A 22,677-nucleotide genomic window follows, 5' to 3' on the forward strand; every position below is an offset into this window, starting at 1 on the left:
TTGAGATGGGGCTGACTTCACTTTTAGCTGACGGTTGAGAGACAGAATTTATCGGAATAAAACTTTGACCTAACTCCGACATTTGCTCAAGTTCAGCTTTACCTTTTTCAGTTAAGTAAGCTCGAACAATTTGAAATTCTCTCGTGTCATTGTCATAAACTCTGGCTGCTTTTAAGTAACCATCTTCTGCCATTGTGTCGAGATAATATCGGAGCATTTGCATTGATGAACCCAACGCTTGAGCAATACTATCGCCCGTAATATTGCCCTGGTCGATCGCTCGTAAAATCCGAAGTTGTCGCTCATTCAATGGCATGGATTGGTACTATTTGACAGGATGCTATTCTAGCCGAGTTTGTGAAAATTACTGCTTGATTGCGCCAGCGTTACAATCCCTCAGCCAAATTTGTACTGCCTGACCGATGATGCCCTGACTGCTTTCTCTCGGTGGCGTGATAGGTTCTCCGATGGGCGCTCTCGCGGAGATGTCTGAAGCAGACCGCGTACGGGTAAACATCAGTGCCAATCGCCAGCCGCTGGTCGTTTTTGCCAAAAATAACCAATGATGTTGCTGAAGGTTAAATGGTTTGCCTGCGCTGTTTTGACGCTCCAATGTGGTGAGAAAAACTTGTTGGAGGTCAGAATCGGGCGGAATGTCAGTTCCAGGCTTTAAAGGCAACGGCGTGAATTCAGGTCTGCCTGCGGTCAGGACAAAATTCATCGAAGCGATCGCCGATCTGCGAGTCGATCGAGTTGCCACCCGGTTAGCATACCCCGGCAAATCGCGCAGTAGAAGGGTGACCAGGGGTTCGACTTGAGCAGAACAGGCTTTTTTGGAGATGGGCTGTGAAGGGGCGGATAGCGTAAATTCTGGAGCGAACCCTAGAGAGAGGAGCGCGATCGCCACAATTTGTATCTTCATAAAGACGTTGCATCCACTACAAATTGAGTCAACAACCCCGATCCTCTCTCAAAAGTTCTGCACTGTCATTGGAGGTTTGCCCGCTGAAGGCGTGTTCTAAACTCACTTGTCACTTGTCTTTGAGCGATCGCCCATACTCATCAATCAGCTTCTTGAGTTTTGCAAATGAACTCTTAAGCTCTGATGATAATCTGACTCACGCTCTATACCAGGTGCTGTTGAACTGTGCTGACCAGGTGATCTGTCCAATGGGTGGCTAGATCCAGGCTTTCTGCTTCTACCATGACTCGAATCACAGGCTCAGTTCCAGAAGCACGAACGAGGATGCGCCCCTGGTTGCCCATTGCGGTTTCTGCCTGCGCGATCGCCGTCACCAACGGATCACAGTCTTTCCAATTAATACGCCGATTGCGATCGACCACGCGCACATTTTTGAGAAGTTGGGGATAGGTCTGGAAGCTCTGATCCACCAGCTCTGAGAGAGAGCAGCCGACTTGTTGGACAAGAAACGCGACGTGTAGCGCCGTCAATAATCCGTCACCACTAATGCTGTAATGTGGGCAGAGAATGTGTCCTGACTGCTCGCCCCCCAGTTTTGCTCCGTGGCGCACCATTTCTGCATGGACATACTGATCGCCCACCGCCGCCCGAATTAAGGTGCCCCCCTGCTTTTCCCAGGCCCGCTCAAACCCTAGATTAGACATTACGGTAGCCACGATCGTATTGCCAGGTAGCTGCTGAGATTGCAACAACTGTTGTCCCCAAAAATAGAGAATGTAGTCTCCATCGACGATTCTGCCCTGACTATCAACGGCGAGAACGCGATCGGCATCTCCATCAAAAGCAAATCCTAAATCCGCAGAGCTTTCTTGAACGGCTGCTTGTAATAGGGCTAAATGAGTCGAGCCACAGTTGACATTAATGCGATCGCCATCGGGACGATCGTGCAGACAGATTAACTCTGCACCCAGCGATCGAAACACATCTGCGGACAATCGAGTGGCTGATCCCCAGGCCAAATCCAAAACGATCCGCATTCCTGCAAAGGGTTGAGGCTGGTCAGTCATTAAGGGATTTTTTAACGCTTCTACATAGTGACTGAGCAGTTCTGGACGGTGAGAATGCTGTCCCCAACGGTGGTCAGTGGATGCGATGGCTGAACTTTGACCCCGCAAACCCGCTTCGATCTGTTGTTGAAGTCTGGGAGCAAGCTTGGAGCCGTCTGGGTTAAAGAATTTGATGCCGTTGTCGGCTGGGGGATTGTGGCTAGCAGAAATCATCACCCCGCCGATCGCGCCTACAGTATGCGCGAGATGAGCCACGGCAGGCGTTGGACATAGCCCCAGATCCCACACTTCGACCCCGGCGGCCGTCAGTCCGGCAGAGAGTGCCATCGCCAGCATATTGCTTGAATTGCGCGAATCTTGCCCCAAAATGACAGGCTGGAGACTCATGGCGTTCGATCGCAAAACTTGACCCGCCCAAAAGCCCACCTGAAGCGCCAAAGGAGCCGTGAGCAGTTCTCCAGCGTGGCCGCGAATGCCATCGGTGCCAAACAAAGCCGAGTCAGGCAGCGAAACCGTCCCCCAGGGTTGCCCTAAATTTTGCTCAAAAGAACTTGTCAGACTGGAGGTTCCAGCCCTTGCAGGTGACGACACCATATAACACGACTCCTCACACAATATAGATCACAGTGGAGAATACCATTTCTCAGGAAGATCTCGTTAGAGTCCAACTGACGCAAGAATTTGCTGAAAGTTTTCCCAAGAAATTCCTTTCTCTATATATCGTGGATCATTCGGGTTATACGGACTCTGAAGGCGATCGATTGATAGAATCTTCACATTCTCTGGCAAAATTGGCACATCTGGATCAAACGCCGTCGGATTCATCAAAGAACTGGAAAAGCCTTTGAATATGGCAATTTCATCCAACGCTCCCTCGATCTCAGCCGAAACCAGCAGCACTTCTGTCGGACGCTTGAGGGTATATTGCTCCAAACGCTGCCCGATCGAACTTCCCATGTTTGCTCCAGTTGGTTTGCTTCTGGTTAGACTGCATCGTTCTTTAATCAAAGAATATTTAGCTGGTTGGCTAGAGAGAATACAGGATTTTTGAAGAGTGCTGTCTATCGCGATCGCTCCTCAAAACAATTTGCTGACCCTGAAAATTTTCTACATGTTAGTACAATAATGGATTGGTGCGAGACTGCCCTTATCAACTCAGAGTTCAACCTATGGCAGATGACAACAAGGAAAAACAGCAGAGCGACAGCAGCAAAATTCAAGTTTCACTCGCTGTAATCGCTCTTTTAGGGACTCTCGGCACAGCGCTTGTAAGCAACTGGGATAAAATATTTTCAAAACCTGCTGTATCTCCTGCCCTGCAATCCGGTGTTTCTACGCCTAGTGTTGGGGCTTCTCCATCCCCTGCTTCTCAGATGAGTGGTCTTTTTGAGGTCGCAGCGGCAACGGCAGAAGGGGAATTGTTTTCTAACCCTTTGGATAAGAAAGTCAAGATTAAATTTCAGGCTGAAGGTTACTGGAGTGCGAATCCAGGGTGGAAGGAAAATAGCACTTCGCCTGAAGGATATGATGCAAAATTTGGTGGAGATGCTCTCTGTGATGCACGCGCTTCATCTTTAGTCATGAGAAATTCAGTCGGTGACTGCTTGTACATTGGTAAAGATGCAACTGTTAATGTAGCTCCAAAGGAGACGCTTCGTTTCTACATCAACGATGTCCGAGGAAATTATTCGGATAACAAAGGGTTCGTTAAAGTTAAGTGGTCTATTGAAGACCAATAGCTGACCTGACGATTAAATATGTATTAGACGATCGATCATCCGGTCGCATCTAAGCGGGTCAAAACGATCAGTTAGCCTTGGCCAGACCTGTAGAGTTGATGAATCGCAGCATTGGGTTACGCGCTCAGTTGCTCATTGCCGATCGCTTACGCTTGCCTACTCTAAAGAAGACAAAATAGCCCAGATAAAGCGTGTAGACAATTAGCCCAGCAATGCCCAAAAATCCAAGAAACCAGGGCTGAGTGCTGCTGTGAAAAAATTCTCTAAACGCCCAGGGTGGCTCTAACCACAGTCGGCAGGATGCGTCATTTTGCAGTTGAGTATTTGGTAAAGTGGCACACCGTAAAAAGGGCAACTGAGTGATCGCGCCCAACGCACAATAGACAGAAACGCCCCATCGCCAGGAAGTGAGCGCCAACTTAAGCGGATTTGAGGGTTGCTCCCGGATTTCTTCATTCAGATCGGCCCAGTACCAGAGAGCGATCGGAATCAAAATGCGAGCCAGCCAGCCCGAAATGAAGCCGATCGGCAGTGCCCCAATCAGTAAATACACGGTAATCGCCAACAAACTTGCGACGCGCCAATAAATAATCAACAATCGCTGCATCGCATCCGACTGTTTGGTAAAGGCCCAAATCAGCAGAATAAGCGGCACAATCACAGTAAACAGCACCGCCAGGCGGTAATCTGTCCAAACGAGCGGGGAGATCCAAGCGGGTGCATCTGACATGGGGGTTCGCAATTAGCTTTTAGCGGTTGGCTTTGAGATGGACTTTACCATTTTGCCTCTATTATGTAGCCGATCGGACTGAAGCGAAAAGCAAATTACTAACGATCGCCATCAAAAATTGCCACTAAAAAACAAGCAACCAGGTCACAATAAAAGCTTCCAGTCACTTGTTTAGAGGAATATTTGATTTTGCAGGGGTCACTGTCTCAACGATCGCAATCAGGGCTGACCCCAAACGACCCAAGAAAATTAGTTGTCGTAAACGCGGCATTCTAGAGCGTCAGGATTGTCGTCGCAAAACTGCTCTAAAGAGTTTTTGGGTTTGACTTGACGTTGGTGCGAAGCTTCGGCTTGCAGTTCTTCAACGGCATCCCAGGCGGCAGCACACTCGCCAGAGTTAGAACCGCTCACGTCACAGACAGCACGAGCATTTTGCAGTTCTTCTTCAATTTGTTTTTTGATGTCGCTCATAGGTTTTGAATTTCGTCCTTTTTGAACGGTGAAACTGAGTTAGAGAGAGTAGATACAGCCCAACCTTAGCGGTGTGGCTGACCTTTATTCACTGTTTTAGTGATACAGGCGTTAGCAGATTTGACCTTGATCGATCGTAATCTCTTAAGGTTCGACCATCTGCAACTGACGCAACACTTCTTAGTCTTGGGGGTAGCTATCCGGGTTATGTTTCTATATCTTAACGTGTCTTGGGCAGAGGTTAAGTACGGAAAACCCGTCGAGATTCTACAGAAGGGAAGCTTGAGGGAATTGTTTCAAAGTTGTTGCAAAATATTGCGGGATTTGATCGTTTCTCTGGAATGATGCGATCGGTTGGGTAGTGCGATCGAGACGACCCCTGACAAGTTTTCAGTAAACTGGGGATACCCGCATTTCAGCACGCTGCACAAGAGGAATCACTATGGTGGAATCAACAACCGACTCAATGAGGTGGGCCAGCGCCCTTTCCACCCGTCCTTCGTTGGAGGCTGCGATCGCTGAGGTGGTAACTCAGGCCCAAGACCTGCTGCAAAGACCTGCGGATTTAGCATTTGTCTTCATCTCTTCTGCGTTTGCCAGCGAATATTCTCGACTGTTGCCTCTTCTAAGAAATCAGCTTCCTGATGTGCCGCTTATCGGCTGTAGTGGGGGTGGAATTGTCGGAGTCACTTCACGAGGCAAGGCGTTAGAGGTTGAGGGAGAACCTGCGCTGAGTCTGACGTTGGCCGCTTTACCCGGCGTTAAGGTCAAGACGTTTCATCTAGAGGCGGAGGAATTGCCCGACTTAGACAGTGCGCCGGATGCGTGGGCGGAGTTGTTGGGGGTTCCGCTATCCGACCAGCCGCATTTTGTGCTGTTAGCCGATCCCTTTTCTGCCAAGATTAACGACTTGCTGCAAGGGTTGGATTATGCCTATGCGGGGGCTTCAAAGGTGGGCGGGTTGGCGAGTTCGGGGGCGATCGGAGGCAACAGTGGCTTGTTTTGTGACGATCGCTTTCATCGAGAAGGTACGGTTGGGGTGGCGTTGAGCGGTAATTTGGTGTTGGACACGATCGTTGCTCAAGGATGCCGTCCGATCGGAGACGTGTACTGGGTGACTGAGGGCGAACGGAACATCTTACTGGGCTTGCAGGAGCAGGATTGTTTGGATGATAATTCGCCGGACTGTGCGACGCAGCGATTGCCGCTAGAAGTTTTGCGAGATCTGATTCAAACTTTGAGTGAAGACGATCGGGAGTTAGCGCAGCATTCGCTATTTGTGGGCGTGGCGCAAAGTGAGTTTAAGCAGGATTTGGAGCCAGGAGATTTTTTGATTCGCAACTTGTTAGGGGTTGACCCGCGAGTGGGAGCAATTGCGATCGGCGATCGGATTCGTCCTGGTCAGCGGATTCAGTTTCATTTGCGAGATGCGGCGACTTCTGCTGACGATTTAGAAGTGCTGCTTCAGCGGTATCAAAAAGACGCGGGGTCGCGATCGTCGCCTGTGGGCGCTTTAATGTTCTCTTGTATGGGACGCGGTGAAGCACTGTATGGCGAACCCAATTTTGATTCCCAATTGTTCTGCGAATATCTCGACAACATTCCGCTAAGTGGCTTCTTTTGTAATGGAGAAATCGGCCCAGTCGGCAACAGCACCTTTCTACATGGCTATACGTCCGTGTTTGGAATTTGTCGGCAGAAGCGTGAGGAGTGAGGAGTGGGGAGTGGGGAGTGGGGAGTCGATCTTTCCAAACTTCTCAAACTCATCCCTCAAACTCATCCCTCAACCCTCAACCCTCAACCCTCATCCCTCAACCCTCAACCCTCAACCCTCAACCCTCATCCCTCAACCCTCATCCCTCAACCCTCATCCCTTCTCCCTTATTCTGGAGGTTCCTTTGTCGATCGTTCGTGTGCGTGAACATGTCAATCCGCTAAGTCGCAAGTATCAGACTCCGATTCAGCCGCCCGATTGGGAGCAGGTGTATGCATTGAGCCAGCCGTTGCAGTTGGATATTGGCTGTGGGCGGGGGCGGTTTTTGCTCAAGATGGCCGAGTTGCAGCCTGACTGGAATTTTTTAGGACTGGAAATTCGAGAACCGTTGGTAGAACAGGCGATCGACCATCGCGACCAATTAGGCTTACAAAATTTGCACTATCTGTTTTGCAATGCCAACAATTCGCTACATCCTCTGTTGTCATCTCTAAAACCGGGAACGCTGCAACGAGTGTCGATTCAATTTCCTGACCCGTGGTTTAAGCGCAAGCACCAAAAGCGGCGAGTTGTCCAGCCAGAAGTCGTGGAGGAAGTGGCTAAATATCTGTGTCCAGGTGGAATGGTGTTTGTGCAGTCGGATGTGGAAGAAGTGGCGATTGAGATGGTCGATCGATTTGCTGACCATCCGGCTTTCGTTCGTCAAGACACGAGTTGGCTGCCCGAAAATCCGATGGCCATCCCCACTGAGCGCGAGTCTTCCACTTTAGAGCGAGGAGAACCCGTGTATCGATCGGTGTTCTTCAAAAAAGACGAAGGGTAGATTTTTCCTCCCTCCTCCCTCCTCGCGAAGCGGATTACCCCCAAAGGGGGAACAGATCAGCGCAGTTCTCCCTCATGCCTTCTAGACCCAACTCGGAAACCACATTCGCAGCTTGTATTGCCACTCCGTTAAGGGAAGTCCGAGGTAGATGGGCATCCAAAAAATGAAGGCGACGAGGATTAGCCCGATCGTCCAAATTGCCAAACTGCGACGACGAGGAATGGCGCTGCGGAGCCAGCGATCGACCAGCCAGGCCAGCCCCATTGAGGCAAACACCGCCGCTCCCATGTAGTGATACAAAAAGATACAGCGCGTCACTCTCACCCAGGGCAGCAAATTAGCCGCATAGTTGACCAGCAGATACAAAACGATCCAGAGTTCGTTAGGGGCGATAAAACCGCTGCGTGTGGGGGTAAAAAGGCTGTTGAAGTTTTCAATCAGGGCCCAGATGAGAAGCACGATCGCCGCCGACGAAAACCACCACAAAAAAGGATTTCCCATCGCGTGAACGTCATAGATCACACTGCCTGGCCCGATCGGGGTGGCCGCTCCACTTGTGGGAATGGGGGCCTGCAAACTATTCGTGACTTGATAAAAATAAGCCACCGGACGAATCATAAAAATCCAACTCAGCCAAGTCGAGCAATAGGGATGCACGGTCGCCCCACTACCCACTCGCTCGTGATAACTGAGAATCTGCTGCTGTAGCTGCCAAAAACCAGCGTCAGGGTTAAGTTGGAGATGCGGAATCCAGATCAGCCAGTAGAAGATCGCAGGAACAATCGCCAGCATCGCCCCCAAAGAAATTGGATTGAACTGAGTCAGGCGATCGAGCGGCGTTTCGGTAAAACTATCTGCCATGTGAGACGGCCGCTTGCGGGTTAGTCGAAATTGCAGCAAAAGTCTCACCAGCCGAATGCTCCAAGCGACAAACCACAGCAGATACGCCCCCAAGAGAAACCACAGCCCATTCCACTTGATCGAGGCCGTCGCCCCAAACCAGATGCCCGCCACGCCCATCCACCACAGCCATTTCTGACTTCGCAGCGCCATCAAAAAAAATAACTGTCCCAACAGCCCAAATAGCACCAAGTAGACATTGTTCAACGCATAGCGAGACTCGACCAAAAACAAGCCGTCCGCTGCCGCAAACAATCCTGCAATCAGGGCAAAACTGCGTCTGAGACTGAGTTGATAGGCGATCGCCGCCACTACGAGCGGAATCAACGATCCCGTCAGCGCATTCAGCCAGCGGTAGCTCCAGGTAGACAACGCCGAACCCCCCAGCGAATTGACCGCATCACGCCCGATCGGAAGCTGATTGCCAATCCAGATGCCAATGGCGATCAAATACTTACTCAACGGCGGATGCCCATCAAAAAAAGGAGTCTGCGTCAAATAGTTGTGGGCAAATTTAACGTAGTAAACCTCATCAAACACAAAGGTGTTGAACCGTCCCAGTCCCCAAAATCGCAGACCCAACGATGCCAAAAGTAGACCTAGCAAGCCCAGCCGCCACCACCAAACAGGTTTTTCAATAGGCTTTGATACACTCATTCATCTTGACCTCAGCCGCTACCAACCTCTCAGCATACGGTAGGAAGTCAAGCGTGAAGCGCCAGAAATTTAGGGGTTCTTAATCAAAAACTCATAAATCTTCCCGAATAGGGAACCCAGTGCTTCATAATCCGTCACCACAAGAAGTGATTTCAACTGATGATGTAAAGGTGTTCGCTGTAAAAGGACTCAGCTAGTTCGAGTTCAGAAATCCCCCGGCTGTTCATCGATCGGAGCTTACCCCATGATTCGTGTATTACTCGTTGACGACCAAAACCTCATTCGTGAGGGCTTAAAAGCCTTGCTAGAACAAGAGCACGACTTAGAAGTGGTCGGAGACGCAAACACCGGAAAAAGCGCCATTCAACAAGTCGAAGCCCTTAAACCTGATGTGGTTTTGATTGACCTCTGTGTTCCTAGAATCGATGGGATCGCTACCACTCAGACGATCTGTGAGCGCTTTCCTAACACTCAGGTTTTGGTTTTGACGACTTTGGATGACGAAGAATCGGTTGCCAATGCGCTCAAGGTTGGCGCGACGGGCTATCTTCTCAAAGATTTGTCTCCTGATGAGTTGGTGGGTGCAGTTCGCAATGTCCACAAAGGCTACACTCAATTGAGTCCGGGGCTTCTACCCAAGATTCTCGCTAGAGTTGATGCTAGAGGTGAGGGTGTGACTTCGGTGCGATCTGCTTCAGCAGATATCTCTACGAGATCGGTTTCGGCAGATAACGCTATGCGATCTGCTTCAGCAGATATCTCTACAAGATCGACTTCAGCAGAGGTCGCTTTGAAATCGACTCCTCCTACCAATAAAGTCCTGACCTTTTCTGCCCAACGTCGGTCTTTTCAAGCTTCTCGGAGTGATTCCACGCTGCCCCCCGGCTTCACCAAACTCACAACACGAGAACGCCAGGTTTTGAGACTGATTGCGGCCGGCTCTAGCAATCGAGAAATTTCACAATCCCTAGCCATTTCTGAGGGAACGGTGAAAAATCATGTTGCCAGCATTCTAGGGCGACTCAATCTGCGCGATCGCACTCAGGCAGCGATTATTGCCAACTCGGTCATGCCACTCCTCAGTTAGGGTTAGTTCGATCAAGTTTGGCTTCGTTATTGACGGCTTCTGCCCCTCAAGCTGTCAATCCTAGGGGACTTTTAGACAAGATTTCTCGTTCAAAGTCCTTCATCTTGGGAGCAACCCGGATCGGTAACCGAGAAGGATTTCATCGAACTCACTAGAGTGCGGGGCGTGGATAAAGCGGGTTACATTCGCCAATTCATGCCCCATTTCTCGATTCTGTGGTAGAAGGTTCCTCAAAAGCAAATAAAATAGCAAACGCTGCTTGAGGAGATTTACAGAATGATCATTCACATGGTTCAAGAGTTGACCAGTCTGGGGGCGATCGCGGGTCATTGGGGAGATGTCTTACAAACGCTGCACTGGCCCCTGCCTGACGATTGGATGGTGCTGGCTCAACAATTTAAAGAACCCGATTTTGCAGGAGACATCGGCAAGGCCTGGGCCCACTTTGTCAAAACCGGACAGGTGTGGGCCTTCTTGATTGGGCTGGTGATCGGTTACATGGTAAAAACTTTTACGACCTACGGCTAAGACCAAAAAGACTGAGGACGTTAGACCAAAGACCAAAGGCTCCAAATCTGATTCTGTCCAGAGTCCAGAGTCCAGAGTCCTAAGTCCCAAATCCGTAAACTTTTTCCTGGAGTGTCTTCAACGACGTAAGACAGAGGACAGACTAACGTAGAAACCTTTTCTGTTCCTCTGCTATAGTCAAATGTCTATCACTCATCCGCATTCTGGAGAAGATTCTCTTGAATCAAGAACCCTCTGCGCCACAAACCTGGAGTCAGCGATTTGAATCAGCCTTGCATCCGGCGATCGCTGAGTTTAACGCCAGCATTCACTTCGATATTGAACTGATTGAATATGATCTGACTGGCTCACAGGCCCACGCTGAAATGTTGGCCAAAACGGGCATTATTTCCCCTGAAGAAGGCACCCAGCTAGTAAACGGTCTGGAGCAAATTCGCCAGGAATATCGGCAGGGAGCGTTTTCACCCGGAACGGAGGCTGAGGATGTTCATTTTGCGGTAGAGCGGCGGTTGACAGAGCTGGTCGGCGATGTCGGTAAAAAACTGCACACGGCGCGATCGCGCAATGATCAAGTCGGCACTGACACTCGGCTCTATCTGCGAGATCAGATTCAACAAATTCGCCAACAGCTTCGAGCGTTTCAACAAGTTCTACTCGATCTGGCTGCCCAAAATGTGAGAACGCTGATCCCTGGATACACTCATCTACAACGGGCCCAGCCGATCAGTTTGGCACATCATTTGCTGGCTTATTTTGAGATGACTCAGCGAGACTGGCAGCGGTTGGGCGAGATTTATCAGCGAGTCAACGTTTCACCCCTCGGATCGGGAGCGCTTGCGGGGACGACCTTTCCTATCGATCGCCACTTCACCGCAGAGCGACTGGAGTTTACGGGCGTGTATGCCAATAGTTTGGATGGGGTGAGCGATCGAGACTTTGCGATCGAGTTTCTTTGCGCCGCCAGTCTGATCATGGTGCATCTGAGCCGCTTGTCTGAAGAAGTGATTCTTTGGGCTTCTCAAGAATTCAGCTTTGTGACGCTGACGGACAGTTGTGCGACGGGTTCGAGCATTATGCCGCAGAAAAAGAATCCGGACGTTCCGGAGCTGGTGCGCGGCAAGTCGGGGCGAGTCTTTGGGCATTTGCAAGCGATGTTAGTTTTGATGAAAGGACTGCCGCTGGCTTACAACAAGGATTTGCAGGAAGACAAAGAAGCGCTGTTTGATGCGGTCAAAACGGTGAAAGCCTGTCTGCAAGCGATGACAATTTTATTTGAGGAAGGGTTGGAGTTTCGGGTCGATCGCCTCACCCAGGCGGTTAATGAAGATTTTTCTAACGCCACGGATGTTGCAGACTATCTCGCCTCCAAAGGTGTGCCATTCCGCGAAGCCTACAATCTGGTGGGCAAGGTTGTCAAAACCTGTCTCGCGTCCAATAAATTGCTTAAAGATTTGTCGATCGCCGAGTGGCAAGATCTGCACCCTGCTTTTGAGGAAGATATCTATGGCGCGATCGCACCGGAACAGGTCGTTTCTGCCCGCAACAGCCACGGAGGCACTGGCTTTGATCAAGTCGAGAAGGCGCTAGAAGCCGCCAAAAAAACGGTGAAAAACGGCAAGAACCAAGAAGGGAAGGACAAAAAGGCAAAAGACGAAAAGGCAAAGGACGAAAAGGCAAAGCACAAGAAGTCTAAAAACAAAAAATAATCCAACTTTCTCCTTATGCCCCTAAAAATTGGCGACCTTGCCCCTGACTTCCAGCTTCCTGACACTCAAGGCAATCTCATTCAGTTGTCCAAATTCAAAGGTCAGCGAGTGGTTTTGTACTTTTATCCGCGTGACAACACGCCCGGTTGCACCAAAGAAGCCTGTAGCTTTCGAGATGCTTACGCAGAGTATCAGGCTCAAGACGTAGTGGTGTTGGGGGTTAGCACCGATGATGCAAAATCTCATCAAAAATTTGTGACTAAGTACGTGCTTCCATTTCCTCTACTCTGTGACGAGGGTGGAAAAGTGGCTGCTGAGTACGATAGTTACGGATTAAAGAAATTTATGGGGAAGGAATACATGGGCATCAGTAGAAATACTTTTGTCATCGGCCCAGATGCTAGGATCGAGAAAATTTACACAAAGGTCAAACCAGAACATCACGCGGCACAAATTCTGACTGACTTAGCGTAGTCCTAGACTATTTCCAGGATGCCTTTACCCTTAGATTCACATTCTGTATTTAGAGAAAGACGGTTGCTCTGTGTGCCTGTCCCATTTGCTATAGCGTTTTAACTCATGCGTCGGTCGTGGCATTTTATTCAAACTGTAATTGGGATTATTTTTCGCCATCCCATCACAGGCACCAGCATTATTCCCCTTTTGCCGGATGGTCGGATCGTTTTGATTCGTCGTCGAGACAACGGTTTGTGGGGTTTGCCAGGGGGCATGGTCGATTGGGGTGAAGACATTCCAACTGCGATCAAACGAGAATTGTCTGAAGAAACGGGGCTAGAAGTAGACAAGATTCGCCGATTGGTGGGGGTTTATTCTTCGCCCGATCGCGATCCGCGAATTCACTCAATCTGTGTCGTCGTCGAAGTTGAGGTGCGCGGAGAAATAGGAATCAAGGATACGATCGAGGTCTTAGATGTGCAGGCGTTTGACTCCAATTCTCTTCCTGAAGGCAAGCTTTCTCACGACCATCGACAACAGCTACAAGATTATTTCAAAGGATTGACAACGCTGGACTGAGTAAAGCCTGTGTGGAAGCAGATAGTAGCGATGATTCGAGTGAAGAGTGAGCAGCAGATTTTGCAGGAAGGATTACAAGTTCTCTTATCAAAGATGCAGCCATCTGAAGTCGCCCGATTTTGCGCGGCCTGCAATCTGGGAGGGGGAGACTACCTCAAATTGAAGGATGAACTTTTTGCACAAGAATCAGTCGATAGTTTGTATTCTAAAGTTTTAGATTTTCAGTCGATATGAGTCAGCAATTGCCTCAGTTTGTTCACCAAGTTATTAGTCGTTTGCAAACAGTTCAGGGAGTTGCAGCGATCGCTTTAGGTGGCTCAAGGGCAAGAAGCAACCATACGCAAAAGTCAGATGTGGATTTGGGAATCTACTACTCGCCTGAAAACCCACTTGACCTGATCGCACTCAATCACCTCGCCTCTGAACTCGATGATAGCCATCGCGCAAATTTAATCACCTCAATTGGTGAGTGGGGAAGATGGATCAATGGAGGTGGTTGGCTACAGATAGAAGGTGTACCTGTAGACTTTCTCTATCGTGATTTAGATCAGGTTAGTCGTGTTATTGATGATTGTCATGCAGGACAGATTACGATCGATTACCAACCAGGACATCCACATGGTTTTGTATCCTCTATCTATATGGGTGAAGTTGCTATTTGTCTATCACTTCACGATCCATATGAATATCTAAAAGGTTTAAAGGCTAAGACAGCCCCCTATCCGATTCAGCTTAAACAAGCAACGATTAATAGGTTTGCCTGGGAAATTAGTTTTTCATTGGCAATTGCGGAAAAGGCAGTTACACGCAACGATATTGTTTATGCAGCAGGGTGCTGTTTTCGTAGCGTGGCTTGCATGAATCAAGTATTATTTGCACTCAATGAAGAGTACCTATTGAATGAGAAAGGTGCAGTAGCAATTGCCAACAGCTTTGCGCTCTGTCCACAAAACTATCGGGAACGAGTTGAGTCAGCGTTTACTTTATCATCGGCTGATGCAAAGTTAATTATGGAAGCGATCGCAATTCTTGAAGAAGTTGAGCAAGACTTGAGTCAATGGTATGGCGATCGTCGGTTAGTCGTAGAAAGACTGAAGAGGTAACAGGGCTGCATAACAATTCAAAGATCTTTTAGAAATGCTGCAAGATGCGATTCAAGGTTGGCTAGAAGTTGCCATTGAGCGAGAGAACCTTCGGAGCGATCGCATTCTTAAGATATGGTAGTGACTTGCTACCGTAGAAAGTGTATGCCCCTAGAAATTCTGATTTTTTCAGATGGTCAATGGAGGTTTAACGATGACGAAGCCTGACTTTAGCAAAATGAATCGTCAAGAATTGAGAGCTTATGTATTGGCTCATCGGGAAGATGATGATGGGATCGAAGCCCTTATCAACCGAGGAAATCCCAACAGTCCCAAGTATCCATTTCCACAAAGCGATGAAGATCTCAAAGAAATGGAAGAGATTCTCAAAAGAAAGCTGAGTACCAATGGAGATGTGACACACTAGCGAGATCTGAACAGAAGCTAACGGCTCAAAACTTGTCTGACCGATCGCACTCCCCAAAACAATAAATTTGGCTCTAGTAGAATGCAATTGCTCATCTTAGGGAACCGTTGCTCAAGGTAGTGATGTAATCGGGCACTGTCTCCTCCCGTCAACACCAGAGCGCTATTAGGAAACTGTTGCTGCCAGTCTTCAATAAAGTCGCGAATGGTGGATATTAGCGAATAAACAATTCCGCTTTGGATGGCGGCGATCGTTCCCGTTGCCCAGCGAGACGGCAGATCTGTTAAGGTTTTGGTTTCAATTAGAGGAAGTGCTGCGGTTGCCTGGTGAACCGCCCGAAACTGTAGCTGCAACCCTGGGAGAATTGCGCCTCCAATGAATTCTCGTTGCTCATTTGCCCCAGTGAACGTTAATGCAGTGCCGCCATCGATGACTAAAACTGGACTTTTATATAAATCGCTGGCCCCCCAAATTGCCAAGGTACGATCGAGTCCCAAGGTTGAATAAGCGTTTTGAAGGGAAATTTGATCGGGAGCGATCGTTCTCACCTGAGAATAGATTTGCCAAAGGGCAGTCTGTTGTGGCACGACCGAAGCGATCCAGAGTTCGGGTGACGACGGTAGGCTGATAGGAGCAAGTTGGCATTTTGCAAAATCGAATGAGGTGTGAATTAAGTTCTCAACGATCGACTCCGATAAATACGATGTATCCCAGGATTGTTGTAGATTGTCATCTATGAACCAACCCCAATGCAGCCGAGAATTGCCGATAATTAAGGCTAACCAGTGCTGATTCGTCGGTTTCTCGCTCATTGCATCCAGCTTAACGATTGGAAAACGATTTATAGATAAGTTTCGCTGATAAGTAGCTTTGCCTATCGGAACTTTACAAAGACGCAATTCTCAAGCGAAGATTAAGATTGAAGAGAAACATAAGTTTACAAACTTTATTGGTACGGAGGCAGTTATGGTCGCCCTTTCAGATCGCACAAGCGCCAGCCGCAGTCAAACTCGACTCACGATCCAAACCGCCGATATTGCGCCTGATACGACAGTCATTCGATCGCTGGATTGGGATCGCGATCGCTTCGACATCGAATTTGCGCTGCAAAACGGCACCACCTACAACTCCTTTTTGATTCGAGGCGAGAAGATTGCCCTGGTCGATACCTCCCACGAAAAGTTTCGCGACCTCTATCTCGACACATTAACAGGGCTGATTAATCCCGCAGACATCGACTATCTGATCATCAGCCATACCGAACCTGATCACAGCGGCTTGGTCAAAGACGTTTTGGCACTTAATCCAAATATTACGATCGTCGCTGCCAAAGTTGCGATTCAGTTTCTCGAAGGCTTTGTGCATCAGCCCTTTGAGCGGCAAATGGTCAAGAGTGGCGATCGCCTCGATCTGGGCAACGGTCACACGCTGGAATTCGTTCAGGCTCCCAATCTACACTGGCCTGACACCATTTTTACCTTTGACCACAGTACTCAGGTTCTCTACACCTGCGACGCTTTTGGAATGCACTTTTGTGACGATCACACCTACGACGAAGATCTAGATCTGATCGAAGAAGAATTTCGCTATTACTACGACTGCCTGATGGGCCCCAACGCTCGATCAGTTCTCTCAGCTATTAAACGTATGGATGGTTTGCCCGAAATCACGACGATCGCCACAGGTCACGGGCCATTACTTCGCCATAACCTGCAAGATTTGGTGGGACGCTATCGCGAGTGGAGTCAGGCTCAAGCTAAGGCTGTGACGACGGTTGGAGTCTTCTACGTTGGGGATTATGGGTATAGCGATCGGCTCGCTCAAGCGATTTCTAACGGCATTACCAAAACGGGTGTCGCGGTTGAAATGATGGACTTACGCACCTCTGAGCCGCAGGATGTGAGGGAATTAGTTGAGTTGGTGAGCGGTGTTGTGATTGGGATGCCGCCTCAATCGGGTGAATTTGCCGCCAATGCCAGTGCAGCCTTGGGGACGATTTTGGCAGCGACTAACTCCAAGCAGTCGGTGGGCTTGTTTGAAGCAGGCGGCGGAGATGATGAGTCTGTTTATCCCCTGCGAAATCGCTTTCAGGAAATTGGCTTGACGGAAGCATTCTCACCGATTCAGATTAAAGAACCGCCGACCGATGCCACTTATCAACTCTGCGACGAAGCAGGCATCGACATGGGACAATGGCTGACCCGCGATCGCACTGTCAAACAAATGAAGTCGCTGGATGGTGAATTGGACAAAGCCCTGGGTCGCTTGAGTGGCGGTCTCTACATCATCACGGCTCAGAAGGGCGACATCTCCAGTGCAATGCTGGCATCCTGGGTGTCTCAGGCTAGTTTTGAGCCGTTGGGCATCACCATTGCTGTCGCCAAAGATCGGGCGATCGAGTCCTTTATGCACTTGGGCGATCGCTTTGTCCTCAACGTTCTCGAAGAAGACAACTATCAAGCCTTGATGCGCCACTTCTTGAAACGGTTTGCGCCGGGTGCCGATCGGTTTGCCGATGTCAAGACTTATCCTGCGACAAACGGTTCTCCCATTTTGGCGGATGCGCTGGCCTATATCGAATGCGAAGTCGTCAGCCGCATGGACTGCACCGATCACTGGATCGTCTACAGCACGATTCACACCGGCCGAGTCTCCAAAGCAGACGCACTGACTGCCGTTCACCATCGCAAAGTGGGCAACCACTACTAAAGGTACTAAAGGGGTGAGGGATGAAATGGTTTGGCATGGAGGTCTGAGGAGATTTCTAAGAGAGGCTTCGTCTGCCGCTTCAACTTTAGACTCTCTCAAAATCAAAGTCCCCCAGAATTGGGGGATTTAGGGGGCGAAAGGATGGACAACCTTCACGAGCATCCTTCCATTCAGCAACGCCTTCTTTCTCAGTTGAATAAAGTCTCTCGCCCTCCTTCTCATCTCTCTTGACGAAGCTCAATCAAGTTCATCCTCTTCTTTTTATGAACAAGCCTAAAGATGTGCAGGTTGCTGAAATTGGCGCAGATACGCGGGTGTTACGATCGCGCACCTGGGATCGCCTCAAGTTTGAAGTTGAGTATTCTCGTCAAAAAGGGACGACGGCGAATTCTTATTTGATTCAGGCAGAAAAAACGGCGCTGATTGACCCGCCTGGAGCCTCTTTTACAGAGATTTTTCTCAAGGAACTCCACGATCATCAGTATTTTCAAAAGCTGGACTATATGATTTTGGGTCATGTCAATCCCAATCGCATCGCTACTTTGAAGGTCTTGCTGGACTCGGCTCCTCAACTGACGATCGTCTGTTCAAGACCTGCGGCCATTGCGCTCAAAGCGGCCTTTCCCGATCGCGACCTGCAAATCAACGCTGTCCGAGGTGAGGAAGTGTTGGATCTGGGCAAGGGGCATGAGTTGCGATTTGCGTTTGTGCCGACACCGCGCTGGGTGGATGGACTTTGTACCTTTGATCCCGCCACGCGCATTCTCTACACCGATAAGCTGTTTGGCGCTCACATTTGCGACGACGCGATTTTTGATGAAAACTGGAAACAGCTAGACGGCGATCGCCACTATTATTTCGATTGTCTCTATGCGGCTCAGTCTCGTCAGGTCGAAGCGACGCTTGATAAGATTGCCAATTTTCCTGCCAAGATTTATGGCGTGGGTCACGGTTCTCTCGTGCGCTACAGTCTCAGTCGTCTCACGTTAGACTATCGCCAATGGTGCGAACAGCAAAAGACTCAAGAACTCTCTGTCGCCCTGCTCTACACCTCTGCCTATGGCAATACCGCCGCGACCGGACAAGCGATCGCCAAAGGGCTAACTCAATCTGAAGTAGACGTGCGATCGATTAACTGCGAATTTGCTGGCACGGCAGAAATCACGGCGGCGATCGAACAGTGTGACGGCTTCATCATCGGTTCGCCAACCCTGGGGGGACATGCCCCAACCCAAATTCAGACCGCTCTGGGACTCGTGCTTTCGACGGCGGCAAAAAACAAGCTGGCTGGGGTGTTTGGGTCTTATGGCTGGAGCGGAGAAGCGATCGACCTGATCGAGAGCAAACTACAAGATGCGGGCTATCCCTTTGGCTTTGAAACGATTCGCGTCAAATTTAAGCCAACCGACGAAGTGTTGCAACAGTGCGAGTTGGCAGGGACAGAATTTGCTCAAGCGCTCAAGAAAGCGAAAAAGGTGCGAGTGCCTCGACAAGTGGCAACCGAAGCTCAGAGCGATCGCACAGAACAAGCATTAGGGCGGGTGGTTGGCTCTCTTTGTGTCGTCTCTGCCAAACAAGGTGACACGACATCGGGAGTTTTGACTTCCTGGGTGTCACAGGCGACGTTTAATCCGCCGGGGGTGACGGTGGCGATCGCGAAAGATCACGCAGATGGCGTGCTGGATCATGCGGGCGATCGCTTTGTCCTCAACATTCTCAAAGAGGGACGAAACCTGAGACGACACTTTATGAAGCCTGCTGCCCCTGGAGAAAATCGCTTTGCCGATGTAGACACCCAAGAAGCTTCTAACGGTTGCCCTGTGCTGTCAGAGGCGCTGGCTTATCTGGAATGCACTGTGCAAAATCGAATGGAATGTGGGGATCACTGGCTACTTTATGCAGTGGTCGAGAGCGGCAAAGTGCTAGAGCAAAAGGGCGTAACGGCGGTCTACCATCGCAAATCAGGAAGCTACTACTAATAGCCGTCCACCTCTTCAGTGCAAAGGGCTTCGGGCAGTAGATGGACATTGCGCATAAAGCCTCTATCCTCTTTCCAGGCCTCACTCCAGATCCAACTTTTTCTAGCCTGCATTGAGGGTGTAGGGGGATACAGGGTCTACAGTGGGGTCTTTGGGATGAGAGAGGCGAGTTAGCTCAGAAATCTGGAACAGCTTGCTAGTACGGCTGAGATAAGAAGTTTGTTTAGCTGACTTCTCGATCGCTGACCCAAACGTACCGGGCAGCATCAACACCAAATCTCGCTTGACTTCTTGCCAATACAGTCTTGGAAAGCGCAAATAGTCATAGTCGCAACGACGAAAGATCCGCTCAATACGCCGATAGCGATGCAGTGACCAATCTCGCAGCATTTGCCAGGAAGGATGCAGATCGGGTGCCAAAATAAATGGGTAGGCTTTGCGATGCAACTGAGGTAAATACTCATGTATCCAAAACTTCATCATCGGACGGTAGCCCGGATTGTCGATCGCCTGCAAGCTAAGAATTTCTGCTCGGCTGACCTTAAAGCGATCAAGTAGCTCTGTTGGCAAATAGCAAATTCCCTGTTCAGCATCTTCCCGCAGGTCTCGCAAGTTGTTGTAGAACTGGTCTAATGTGCCAAACTGTCCCGCAGCGTGCCACTGATGCTCTGATAAAAAAGGCAAAACTTGGAAGAAAGGGGCGGCCAAATCTTCTAGCATTCCCTCAAATTGGTCAAAACTACTGATGACAAGATGTTCTTTATGATACTTTGCTAGAGAGCTTAAGTATTGATCCCAGGATTGAATTGAGAGATGACCGATGGGGTCAGATAAGTCTTCAAACCAGCGATCGCGCATTCGATAGAAAAGTTTTGAGTGAGGGCATCCGGGCTGCACCTCTCCGGTTTCTTTGAGCCAGTTCCAGCTATCGTAAAACCACTGAAACTGAGATTTTTCTGAATGAATCAGACCGTTTTCTGCCAGACGATCAGCTAACCGAATCCAGTGAATCCGCTCAATCCACTGCTCGCGAATCTCTGGGTCAAGCTCTATAATCCAGGCGGCGTTGTCTTCATCTTTGAGTGTGTCATCCGCGATCGCACGATATTCCGAAGAACCCACCAGGCGAGAAATGGGCAAAGTATTCATAAGTGAACGGTAAACTTCCCTAAGTCACATATTAATGATGATTTCATGATTCCCATGTTTTGTTACGATTAACGTGTGATAAAAAATACAATTTAACATTCTAAATGCCCGTAGAAACAACCACCTACTGAAAGAGTAACTTTATTGGTCAATTCTTCTTATTGATGATGTTTACAAAAGCGACCTTGACCCAAAAGCAGCGACATGGGTTGGCTACAAAAATTCTGCTACGCAGCAAATGTCCTAAATCCTGCAAAGCTTTTTGCTAGTAATTGTTTTTGTTGAACAGCAGATTGAACCGTAAAAGTGCTCAGTAATTTGAGAGATGCTTGGTTCAGTTGGTTTCTCTGAACTACTAAGTCAAGATTACTAAGTCAAGGCAATAATAGAGCGTGCATTTTTGATGGGGTAGCCATTGCCCACAAAACCCTGCGACCTAATGCATGTACGGAGAAAGGGCTGCAAAGTTTAGATAGTCTTGAGCGCCAGGTTAATAACTAAGGGCAAGACCGCCCATTTTTTGGCGAATTTTTAATAACAACAGCTTTATCAAGAACATTAGTCCCTCAGCTAAAGTCTGTTGGTTAAAGCCTGCTGTTTAGAGTTCTCCACCGTACCCTTCTGCAAATCCCCATTCTGCAAACTCCCATAGAGATTGCTCCCTTTCTCACATAACCAATGCTGATTGAGTCAACGTTTCGTGACCGATCGCACCGTCCTATAATGCTGATTGTGTGATTGATTTCTGAAATCGATCGACTGTCTGCGATAATTTCACACAGTCTTAAGAAAAAAGAAACCTGGAGAAAAGCGGAATTAGTTCTCATCCCTTCGAGGGCTAAAACCCAAGAATGCGCTCTATCTGGGTCAAAAATTGTCAGTTATCCACTTTGAGGAAAAAACTTGGCTATGTCACTATTTGATTGGTTTGCAAATCGCCGAAAATCAGGTTCTACGACTCCTGATGGGCAAGAGCGAGAAATCGCTGATGGACTCTGGACAAAATGTGAAGCTTGTGGCGTGTTGACTTACACCAAAGATTTGCGATCGAATCAAATGGTCTGTCTGGAGTGCGACCATCACCTGCGAGTCTACAGCGATGAGCGAATCAGTCAGCTAATTGATGCCAATACCTGGGTTGCGATCGACGAAAACCTGCAACCTGTTGATCCTCTAAAATTTCGAGATCGTAAATCCTACAGCGATCGCATTCGTGAAACACAAGAAAAAACCCGGCTTACGGATGCCGTTCAGACTGGAATGGGGCAAATCGAAGGTCTACCCCTAGCTTTAGGCGTGATGGACTTTCGCTTTATGGGCGGCAGCATGGGGTCGGTGGTCGGCGAAAAACTAACCCGCTTAATCGAACGGGCGACTCAGCAGCGAATTCCAGTCGTAATTGTTTGCGCCTCCGGGGGGGCCAGAATGCAGGAAGGCATGTTGAGCCTGATGCAGATGGCCAAAATCTCAGGGGCGCTCGAACGTCATCAAGAAAATCGCCTGCTTTATGTGCCTGTGTTGACCCATCCGACTACGGGCGGCGTAACTGCAAGCTTTGCCATGTTGGGTGACATTATCCTGGCCGAGCCGAAAGCTACGATCGGATTTGCGGGTCGCCGTGTTGTTGAGCAGACCTTGAGAGAAAAGCTGCCCGATGATTTCCAAACTTCTGAGTATTTGCTGCAACACGGGTTTGTGGATGCGATCGTCTCCCGCACTCAGCTTAAGAAAACGATCGCTCAACTGATTCGACTACATCAACCAATGGCTCCGTCCTCTCATCTCATGAACCAGTTTCCTAGCATTAAGGCTCTCAGCACAACGGGGCCGGATTAAGCACGGCTTAGAGAAGTTTTTAGCCTTGGGCGGTGAGAAGTAGAAAAGATTCAAAAATCGTTAATTTGACTGATAGAAGAGGACATCGAGAGTTTTTCTGAACCTTAAGCGCTCAA

Annotated in this window: 23 protein-coding genes; 14 read left to right on the forward strand and 9 right to left on the reverse strand. The window is 49.1% G+C overall.

The window, feature by feature from the left end; genetic code table 11:
• The 4 genes from ACJ2PR_RS06160 to ACJ2PR_RS06175 form a co-directional block, all read right to left on the reverse strand.
• The coding region (locus tag ACJ2PR_RS06160; RefSeq protein ID WP_446876383.1) for a winged helix-turn-helix transcriptional regulator at nucleotides 1–316 on the reverse strand (316 nt) is incomplete at its 3' end.
• A gap of 48 nt (nucleotides 317–364) precedes the next feature.
• On the reverse strand, nucleotides 365–922 hold the full coding sequence (locus ACJ2PR_RS06165; RefSeq protein WP_446876384.1) for a hypothetical protein: 558 nt from the start codon (nucleotides 920–922) through the stop codon (nucleotides 365–367).
• A 203-nt stretch (nucleotides 923–1,125) separates the two neighbouring features.
• Nucleotides 1,126–2,583 carry a phosphoglucosamine mutase gene (gene glmM, locus ACJ2PR_RS06170; RefSeq protein WP_446876385.1) on the reverse strand — a complete coding sequence of 486 codons (1,458 nt, stop codon included), beginning with the start codon at nucleotides 2,581–2,583 and terminating at the stop codon, nucleotides 1,126–1,128.
• 63 nt (nucleotides 2,584–2,646) lie between these two features.
• Nucleotides 2,647–2,946, reverse strand: coding sequence for a DUF7734 family protein (locus tag ACJ2PR_RS06175; protein WP_446876386.1), 300 nt, complete (start codon nucleotides 2,944–2,946; stop codon nucleotides 2,647–2,649).
• 212 nt (nucleotides 2,947–3,158) lie between these two features.
• Between ACJ2PR_RS06175 and ACJ2PR_RS06180 the strand changes: the two genes are divergently transcribed.
• A complete protein-coding gene (locus tag ACJ2PR_RS06180; RefSeq protein ID WP_446866382.1) occupies nucleotides 3,159–3,728 on the forward strand; it encodes a hypothetical protein in 570 nt (189 codons plus the stop codon).
• Nucleotides 3,729–3,852: 124 nt separating this feature from the next.
• On the opposite strand, the gene ACJ2PR_RS06185 is transcribed toward ACJ2PR_RS06180, so the two are convergent.
• On the reverse strand, nucleotides 3,853–4,458 hold the full coding sequence (locus ACJ2PR_RS06185) for a DUF3177 family protein (RefSeq protein WP_446876387.1): 606 nt from the start codon (nucleotides 4,456–4,458) through the stop codon (nucleotides 3,853–3,855).
• Between the two features lie 249 nt (nucleotides 4,459–4,707).
• Entirely contained in the window at nucleotides 4,708–4,929 is a 222-nt protein-coding gene (locus ACJ2PR_RS06190; protein ID WP_446861914.1) for a CP12 domain-containing protein, read from the reverse strand.
• A gap of 442 nt (nucleotides 4,930–5,371) precedes the next feature.
• On the opposite strand from ACJ2PR_RS06190, the gene ACJ2PR_RS06195 reads away from it, so the two are divergent.
• Nucleotides 5,372–6,643, forward strand: coding sequence for an FIST signal transduction protein (locus ACJ2PR_RS06195; RefSeq protein ID WP_446876388.1), 1,272 nt, complete (start codon nucleotides 5,372–5,374; stop codon nucleotides 6,641–6,643).
• Nucleotides 6,594–7,466, forward strand: coding sequence for a tRNA (guanosine(46)-N7)-methyltransferase TrmB (gene trmB, locus ACJ2PR_RS06200; protein WP_446876389.1), 873 nt, complete (start codon nucleotides 6,594–6,596; stop codon nucleotides 7,464–7,466). Before ACJ2PR_RS06195 ends, trmB begins: the two co-directional genes overlap by 50 nt.
• 81 nt (nucleotides 7,467–7,547) lie before the next feature.
• Here the strand turns inward: trmB and ACJ2PR_RS06205 are convergent, their stop codons facing one another.
• Nucleotides 7,548–9,023 carry a dolichyl-phosphate-mannose--protein mannosyltransferase gene (locus ACJ2PR_RS06205; RefSeq protein WP_446876390.1) on the reverse strand — a complete coding sequence of 492 codons (1,476 nt, stop codon included), beginning with the start codon at nucleotides 9,021–9,023 and terminating at the stop codon, nucleotides 7,548–7,550.
• Between the two features lie 244 nt (nucleotides 9,024–9,267).
• Here ACJ2PR_RS06205 and ACJ2PR_RS06210 point away from each other — a divergent pair, with 244 nt between their 5' ends.
• From ACJ2PR_RS06210 to ACJ2PR_RS06245, 8 genes are all read left to right on the forward strand, one after another.
• Nucleotides 9,268–10,110, forward strand: coding sequence for a response regulator (locus ACJ2PR_RS06210; RefSeq protein WP_446876391.1), 843 nt, complete (start codon nucleotides 9,268–9,270; stop codon nucleotides 10,108–10,110).
• 276 nt (nucleotides 10,111–10,386) lie between these two features.
• On the forward strand, nucleotides 10,387–10,638 hold the full coding sequence (locus ACJ2PR_RS06215; RefSeq protein WP_446861909.1) for a hypothetical protein: 252 nt from the start codon (nucleotides 10,387–10,389) through the stop codon (nucleotides 10,636–10,638).
• Nucleotides 10,639–10,856: 218 nt separating this feature from the next.
• Nucleotides 10,857–12,344: an argininosuccinate lyase gene (gene argH / locus ACJ2PR_RS06220; protein ID WP_446876392.1), complete on the forward strand. Its 1,488-nt coding sequence runs from the start codon at nucleotides 10,857–10,859 to the stop codon at nucleotides 12,342–12,344.
• A 15-nt stretch (nucleotides 12,345–12,359) separates the two neighbouring features.
• A complete protein-coding gene (gene bcp, locus ACJ2PR_RS06225) occupies nucleotides 12,360–12,818 on the forward strand; it encodes a thioredoxin-dependent thiol peroxidase (protein ID WP_446876393.1) in 459 nt (152 codons plus the stop codon).
• 105 nt (nucleotides 12,819–12,923) lie between these two features.
• Nucleotides 12,924–13,379, forward strand: a complete 456-nt coding sequence (locus tag ACJ2PR_RS06230) for an NUDIX hydrolase (protein ID WP_446876394.1) — start codon at nucleotides 12,924–12,926, stop codon at nucleotides 13,377–13,379.
• Between the two features lie 30 nt (nucleotides 13,380–13,409).
• Nucleotides 13,410–13,613, forward strand: coding sequence for a hypothetical protein (locus ACJ2PR_RS06235; protein ID WP_446866372.1), 204 nt, complete (start codon nucleotides 13,410–13,412; stop codon nucleotides 13,611–13,613).
• Nucleotides 13,610–14,482, forward strand: coding sequence for a nucleotidyltransferase domain-containing protein (locus ACJ2PR_RS06240; protein ID WP_446876395.1), 873 nt, complete (start codon nucleotides 13,610–13,612; stop codon nucleotides 14,480–14,482). Before ACJ2PR_RS06235 ends, ACJ2PR_RS06240 begins: the two co-directional genes overlap by 4 nt.
• A gap of 193 nt (nucleotides 14,483–14,675) precedes the next feature.
• A complete protein-coding gene (locus tag ACJ2PR_RS06245) occupies nucleotides 14,676–14,888 on the forward strand; it encodes a DUF6887 family protein (RefSeq protein WP_446876396.1) in 213 nt (70 codons plus the stop codon).
• A 17-nt stretch (nucleotides 14,889–14,905) separates the two neighbouring features.
• Here ACJ2PR_RS06245 and ACJ2PR_RS06250 read toward each other — a convergent pair whose 3' ends face one another.
• Nucleotides 14,906–15,700, reverse strand: coding sequence for a pantothenate kinase (locus tag ACJ2PR_RS06250; RefSeq protein WP_446861903.1), 795 nt, complete (start codon nucleotides 15,698–15,700; stop codon nucleotides 14,906–14,908).
• Between the two features lie 154 nt (nucleotides 15,701–15,854).
• Here ACJ2PR_RS06250 and ACJ2PR_RS06255 point away from each other — a divergent pair, with 154 nt between their 5' ends.
• Complete coding sequence (locus ACJ2PR_RS06255; protein ID WP_446876397.1) at nucleotides 15,855–17,597, forward strand: diflavin flavoprotein; 1,743 nt, start codon at nucleotides 15,855–15,857, stop codon at nucleotides 17,595–17,597.
• A gap of 263 nt (nucleotides 17,598–17,860) precedes the next feature.
• The gene (locus ACJ2PR_RS06260) at nucleotides 17,861–19,576 is read left to right on the forward strand and encodes a diflavin flavoprotein (RefSeq protein WP_446876398.1); all 1,716 of its coding nucleotides are present in this window, start codon (nucleotides 17,861–17,863) and stop codon (nucleotides 19,574–19,576) included.
• Between the two features lie 102 nt (nucleotides 19,577–19,678).
• Here the strand turns inward: ACJ2PR_RS06260 and ACJ2PR_RS06265 are convergent, their stop codons facing one another.
• Nucleotides 19,679–20,725, reverse strand: coding sequence for a squalene/phytoene synthase family protein (locus ACJ2PR_RS06265; RefSeq protein ID WP_446876399.1), 1,047 nt, complete (start codon nucleotides 20,723–20,725; stop codon nucleotides 19,679–19,681).
• A gap of 909 nt (nucleotides 20,726–21,634) precedes the next feature.
• On the opposite strand from ACJ2PR_RS06265, the gene accD reads away from it, so the two are divergent.
• Nucleotides 21,635–22,561, forward strand: a complete 927-nt coding sequence (gene accD / locus ACJ2PR_RS06270) for an acetyl-CoA carboxylase, carboxyltransferase subunit beta (RefSeq protein ID WP_446861899.1) — start codon at nucleotides 21,635–21,637, stop codon at nucleotides 22,559–22,561.
• Nucleotides 22,562–22,677 lie beyond the last annotated feature (116 nt).

This window comes from Phormidesmis sp. 146-33 (genome assembly GCF_052939515.1).

What these genes read in the sequence shown, in the direction of transcription:
- ACJ2PR_RS06260 (WP_446876398.1), top strand. Translation starts at nt 17,861, where the DNA reads ATGAACAAGCCTAAAGATGTGCAGGTTGCTGAAATTGGCGCAGATACG.
- glmM (WP_446876385.1), bottom strand. Translation starts at nt 2,583, where the DNA reads ATGGTGTCGTCACCTGCAAGGGCTGGAACCTCCAGTCTGACAAGTTCT.
- ACJ2PR_RS06185 (WP_446876387.1), bottom strand. Translation starts at nt 4,458, where the DNA reads ATGTCAGATGCACCCGCTTGGATCTCCCCGCTCGTTTGGACAGATTAC.
- ACJ2PR_RS06190 (WP_446861914.1), bottom strand. Translation starts at nt 4,929, where the DNA reads ATGAGCGACATCAAAAAACAAATTGAAGAAGAACTGCAAAATGCTCGT.
- ACJ2PR_RS06180 (WP_446866382.1), top strand. Translation starts at nt 3,159, where the DNA reads ATGGCAGATGACAACAAGGAAAAACAGCAGAGCGACAGCAGCAAAATT.
- ACJ2PR_RS06265 (WP_446876399.1), bottom strand. Translation starts at nt 20,725, where the DNA reads ATGAATACTTTGCCCATTTCTCGCCTGGTGGGTTCTTCGGAATATCGT.
- ACJ2PR_RS06210 (WP_446876391.1), top strand. Translation starts at nt 9,268, where the DNA reads ATGATTCGTGTATTACTCGTTGACGACCAAAACCTCATTCGTGAGGGC.
- ACJ2PR_RS06240 (WP_446876395.1), top strand. Translation starts at nt 13,610, where the DNA reads ATGAGTCAGCAATTGCCTCAGTTTGTTCACCAAGTTATTAGTCGTTTG.
- accD (WP_446861899.1), top strand. Translation starts at nt 21,635, where the DNA reads ATGTCACTATTTGATTGGTTTGCAAATCGCCGAAAATCAGGTTCTACG.
- ACJ2PR_RS06215 (WP_446861909.1), top strand. Translation starts at nt 10,387, where the DNA reads ATGATCATTCACATGGTTCAAGAGTTGACCAGTCTGGGGGCGATCGCG.
- ACJ2PR_RS06205 (WP_446876390.1), bottom strand. Translation starts at nt 9,023, where the DNA reads ATGAGTGTATCAAAGCCTATTGAAAAACCTGTTTGGTGGTGGCGGCTG.
- ACJ2PR_RS06165 (WP_446876384.1), bottom strand. Translation starts at nt 922, where the DNA reads ATGAAGATACAAATTGTGGCGATCGCGCTCCTCTCTCTAGGGTTCGCT.
- trmB (WP_446876389.1), top strand. Translation starts at nt 6,594, where the DNA reads ATGGCTATACGTCCGTGTTTGGAATTTGTCGGCAGAAGCGTGAGGAGT.
- ACJ2PR_RS06195 (WP_446876388.1), top strand. Translation starts at nt 5,372, where the DNA reads ATGGTGGAATCAACAACCGACTCAATGAGGTGGGCCAGCGCCCTTTCC.
- ACJ2PR_RS06250 (WP_446861903.1), bottom strand. Translation starts at nt 15,700, where the DNA reads ATGAGCGAGAAACCGACGAATCAGCACTGGTTAGCCTTAATTATCGGC.
- ACJ2PR_RS06175 (WP_446876386.1), bottom strand. Translation starts at nt 2,946, where the DNA reads ATGGGAAGTTCGATCGGGCAGCGTTTGGAGCAATATACCCTCAAGCGT.
- bcp (WP_446876393.1), top strand. Translation starts at nt 12,360, where the DNA reads ATGCCCCTAAAAATTGGCGACCTTGCCCCTGACTTCCAGCTTCCTGAC.
- ACJ2PR_RS06235 (WP_446866372.1), top strand. Translation starts at nt 13,410, where the DNA reads ATGATTCGAGTGAAGAGTGAGCAGCAGATTTTGCAGGAAGGATTACAA.
- ACJ2PR_RS06245 (WP_446876396.1), top strand. Translation starts at nt 14,676, where the DNA reads ATGACGAAGCCTGACTTTAGCAAAATGAATCGTCAAGAATTGAGAGCT.
- ACJ2PR_RS06230 (WP_446876394.1), top strand. Translation starts at nt 12,924, where the DNA reads ATGCGTCGGTCGTGGCATTTTATTCAAACTGTAATTGGGATTATTTTT.
- ACJ2PR_RS06255 (WP_446876397.1), top strand. Translation starts at nt 15,855, where the DNA reads ATGGTCGCCCTTTCAGATCGCACAAGCGCCAGCCGCAGTCAAACTCGA.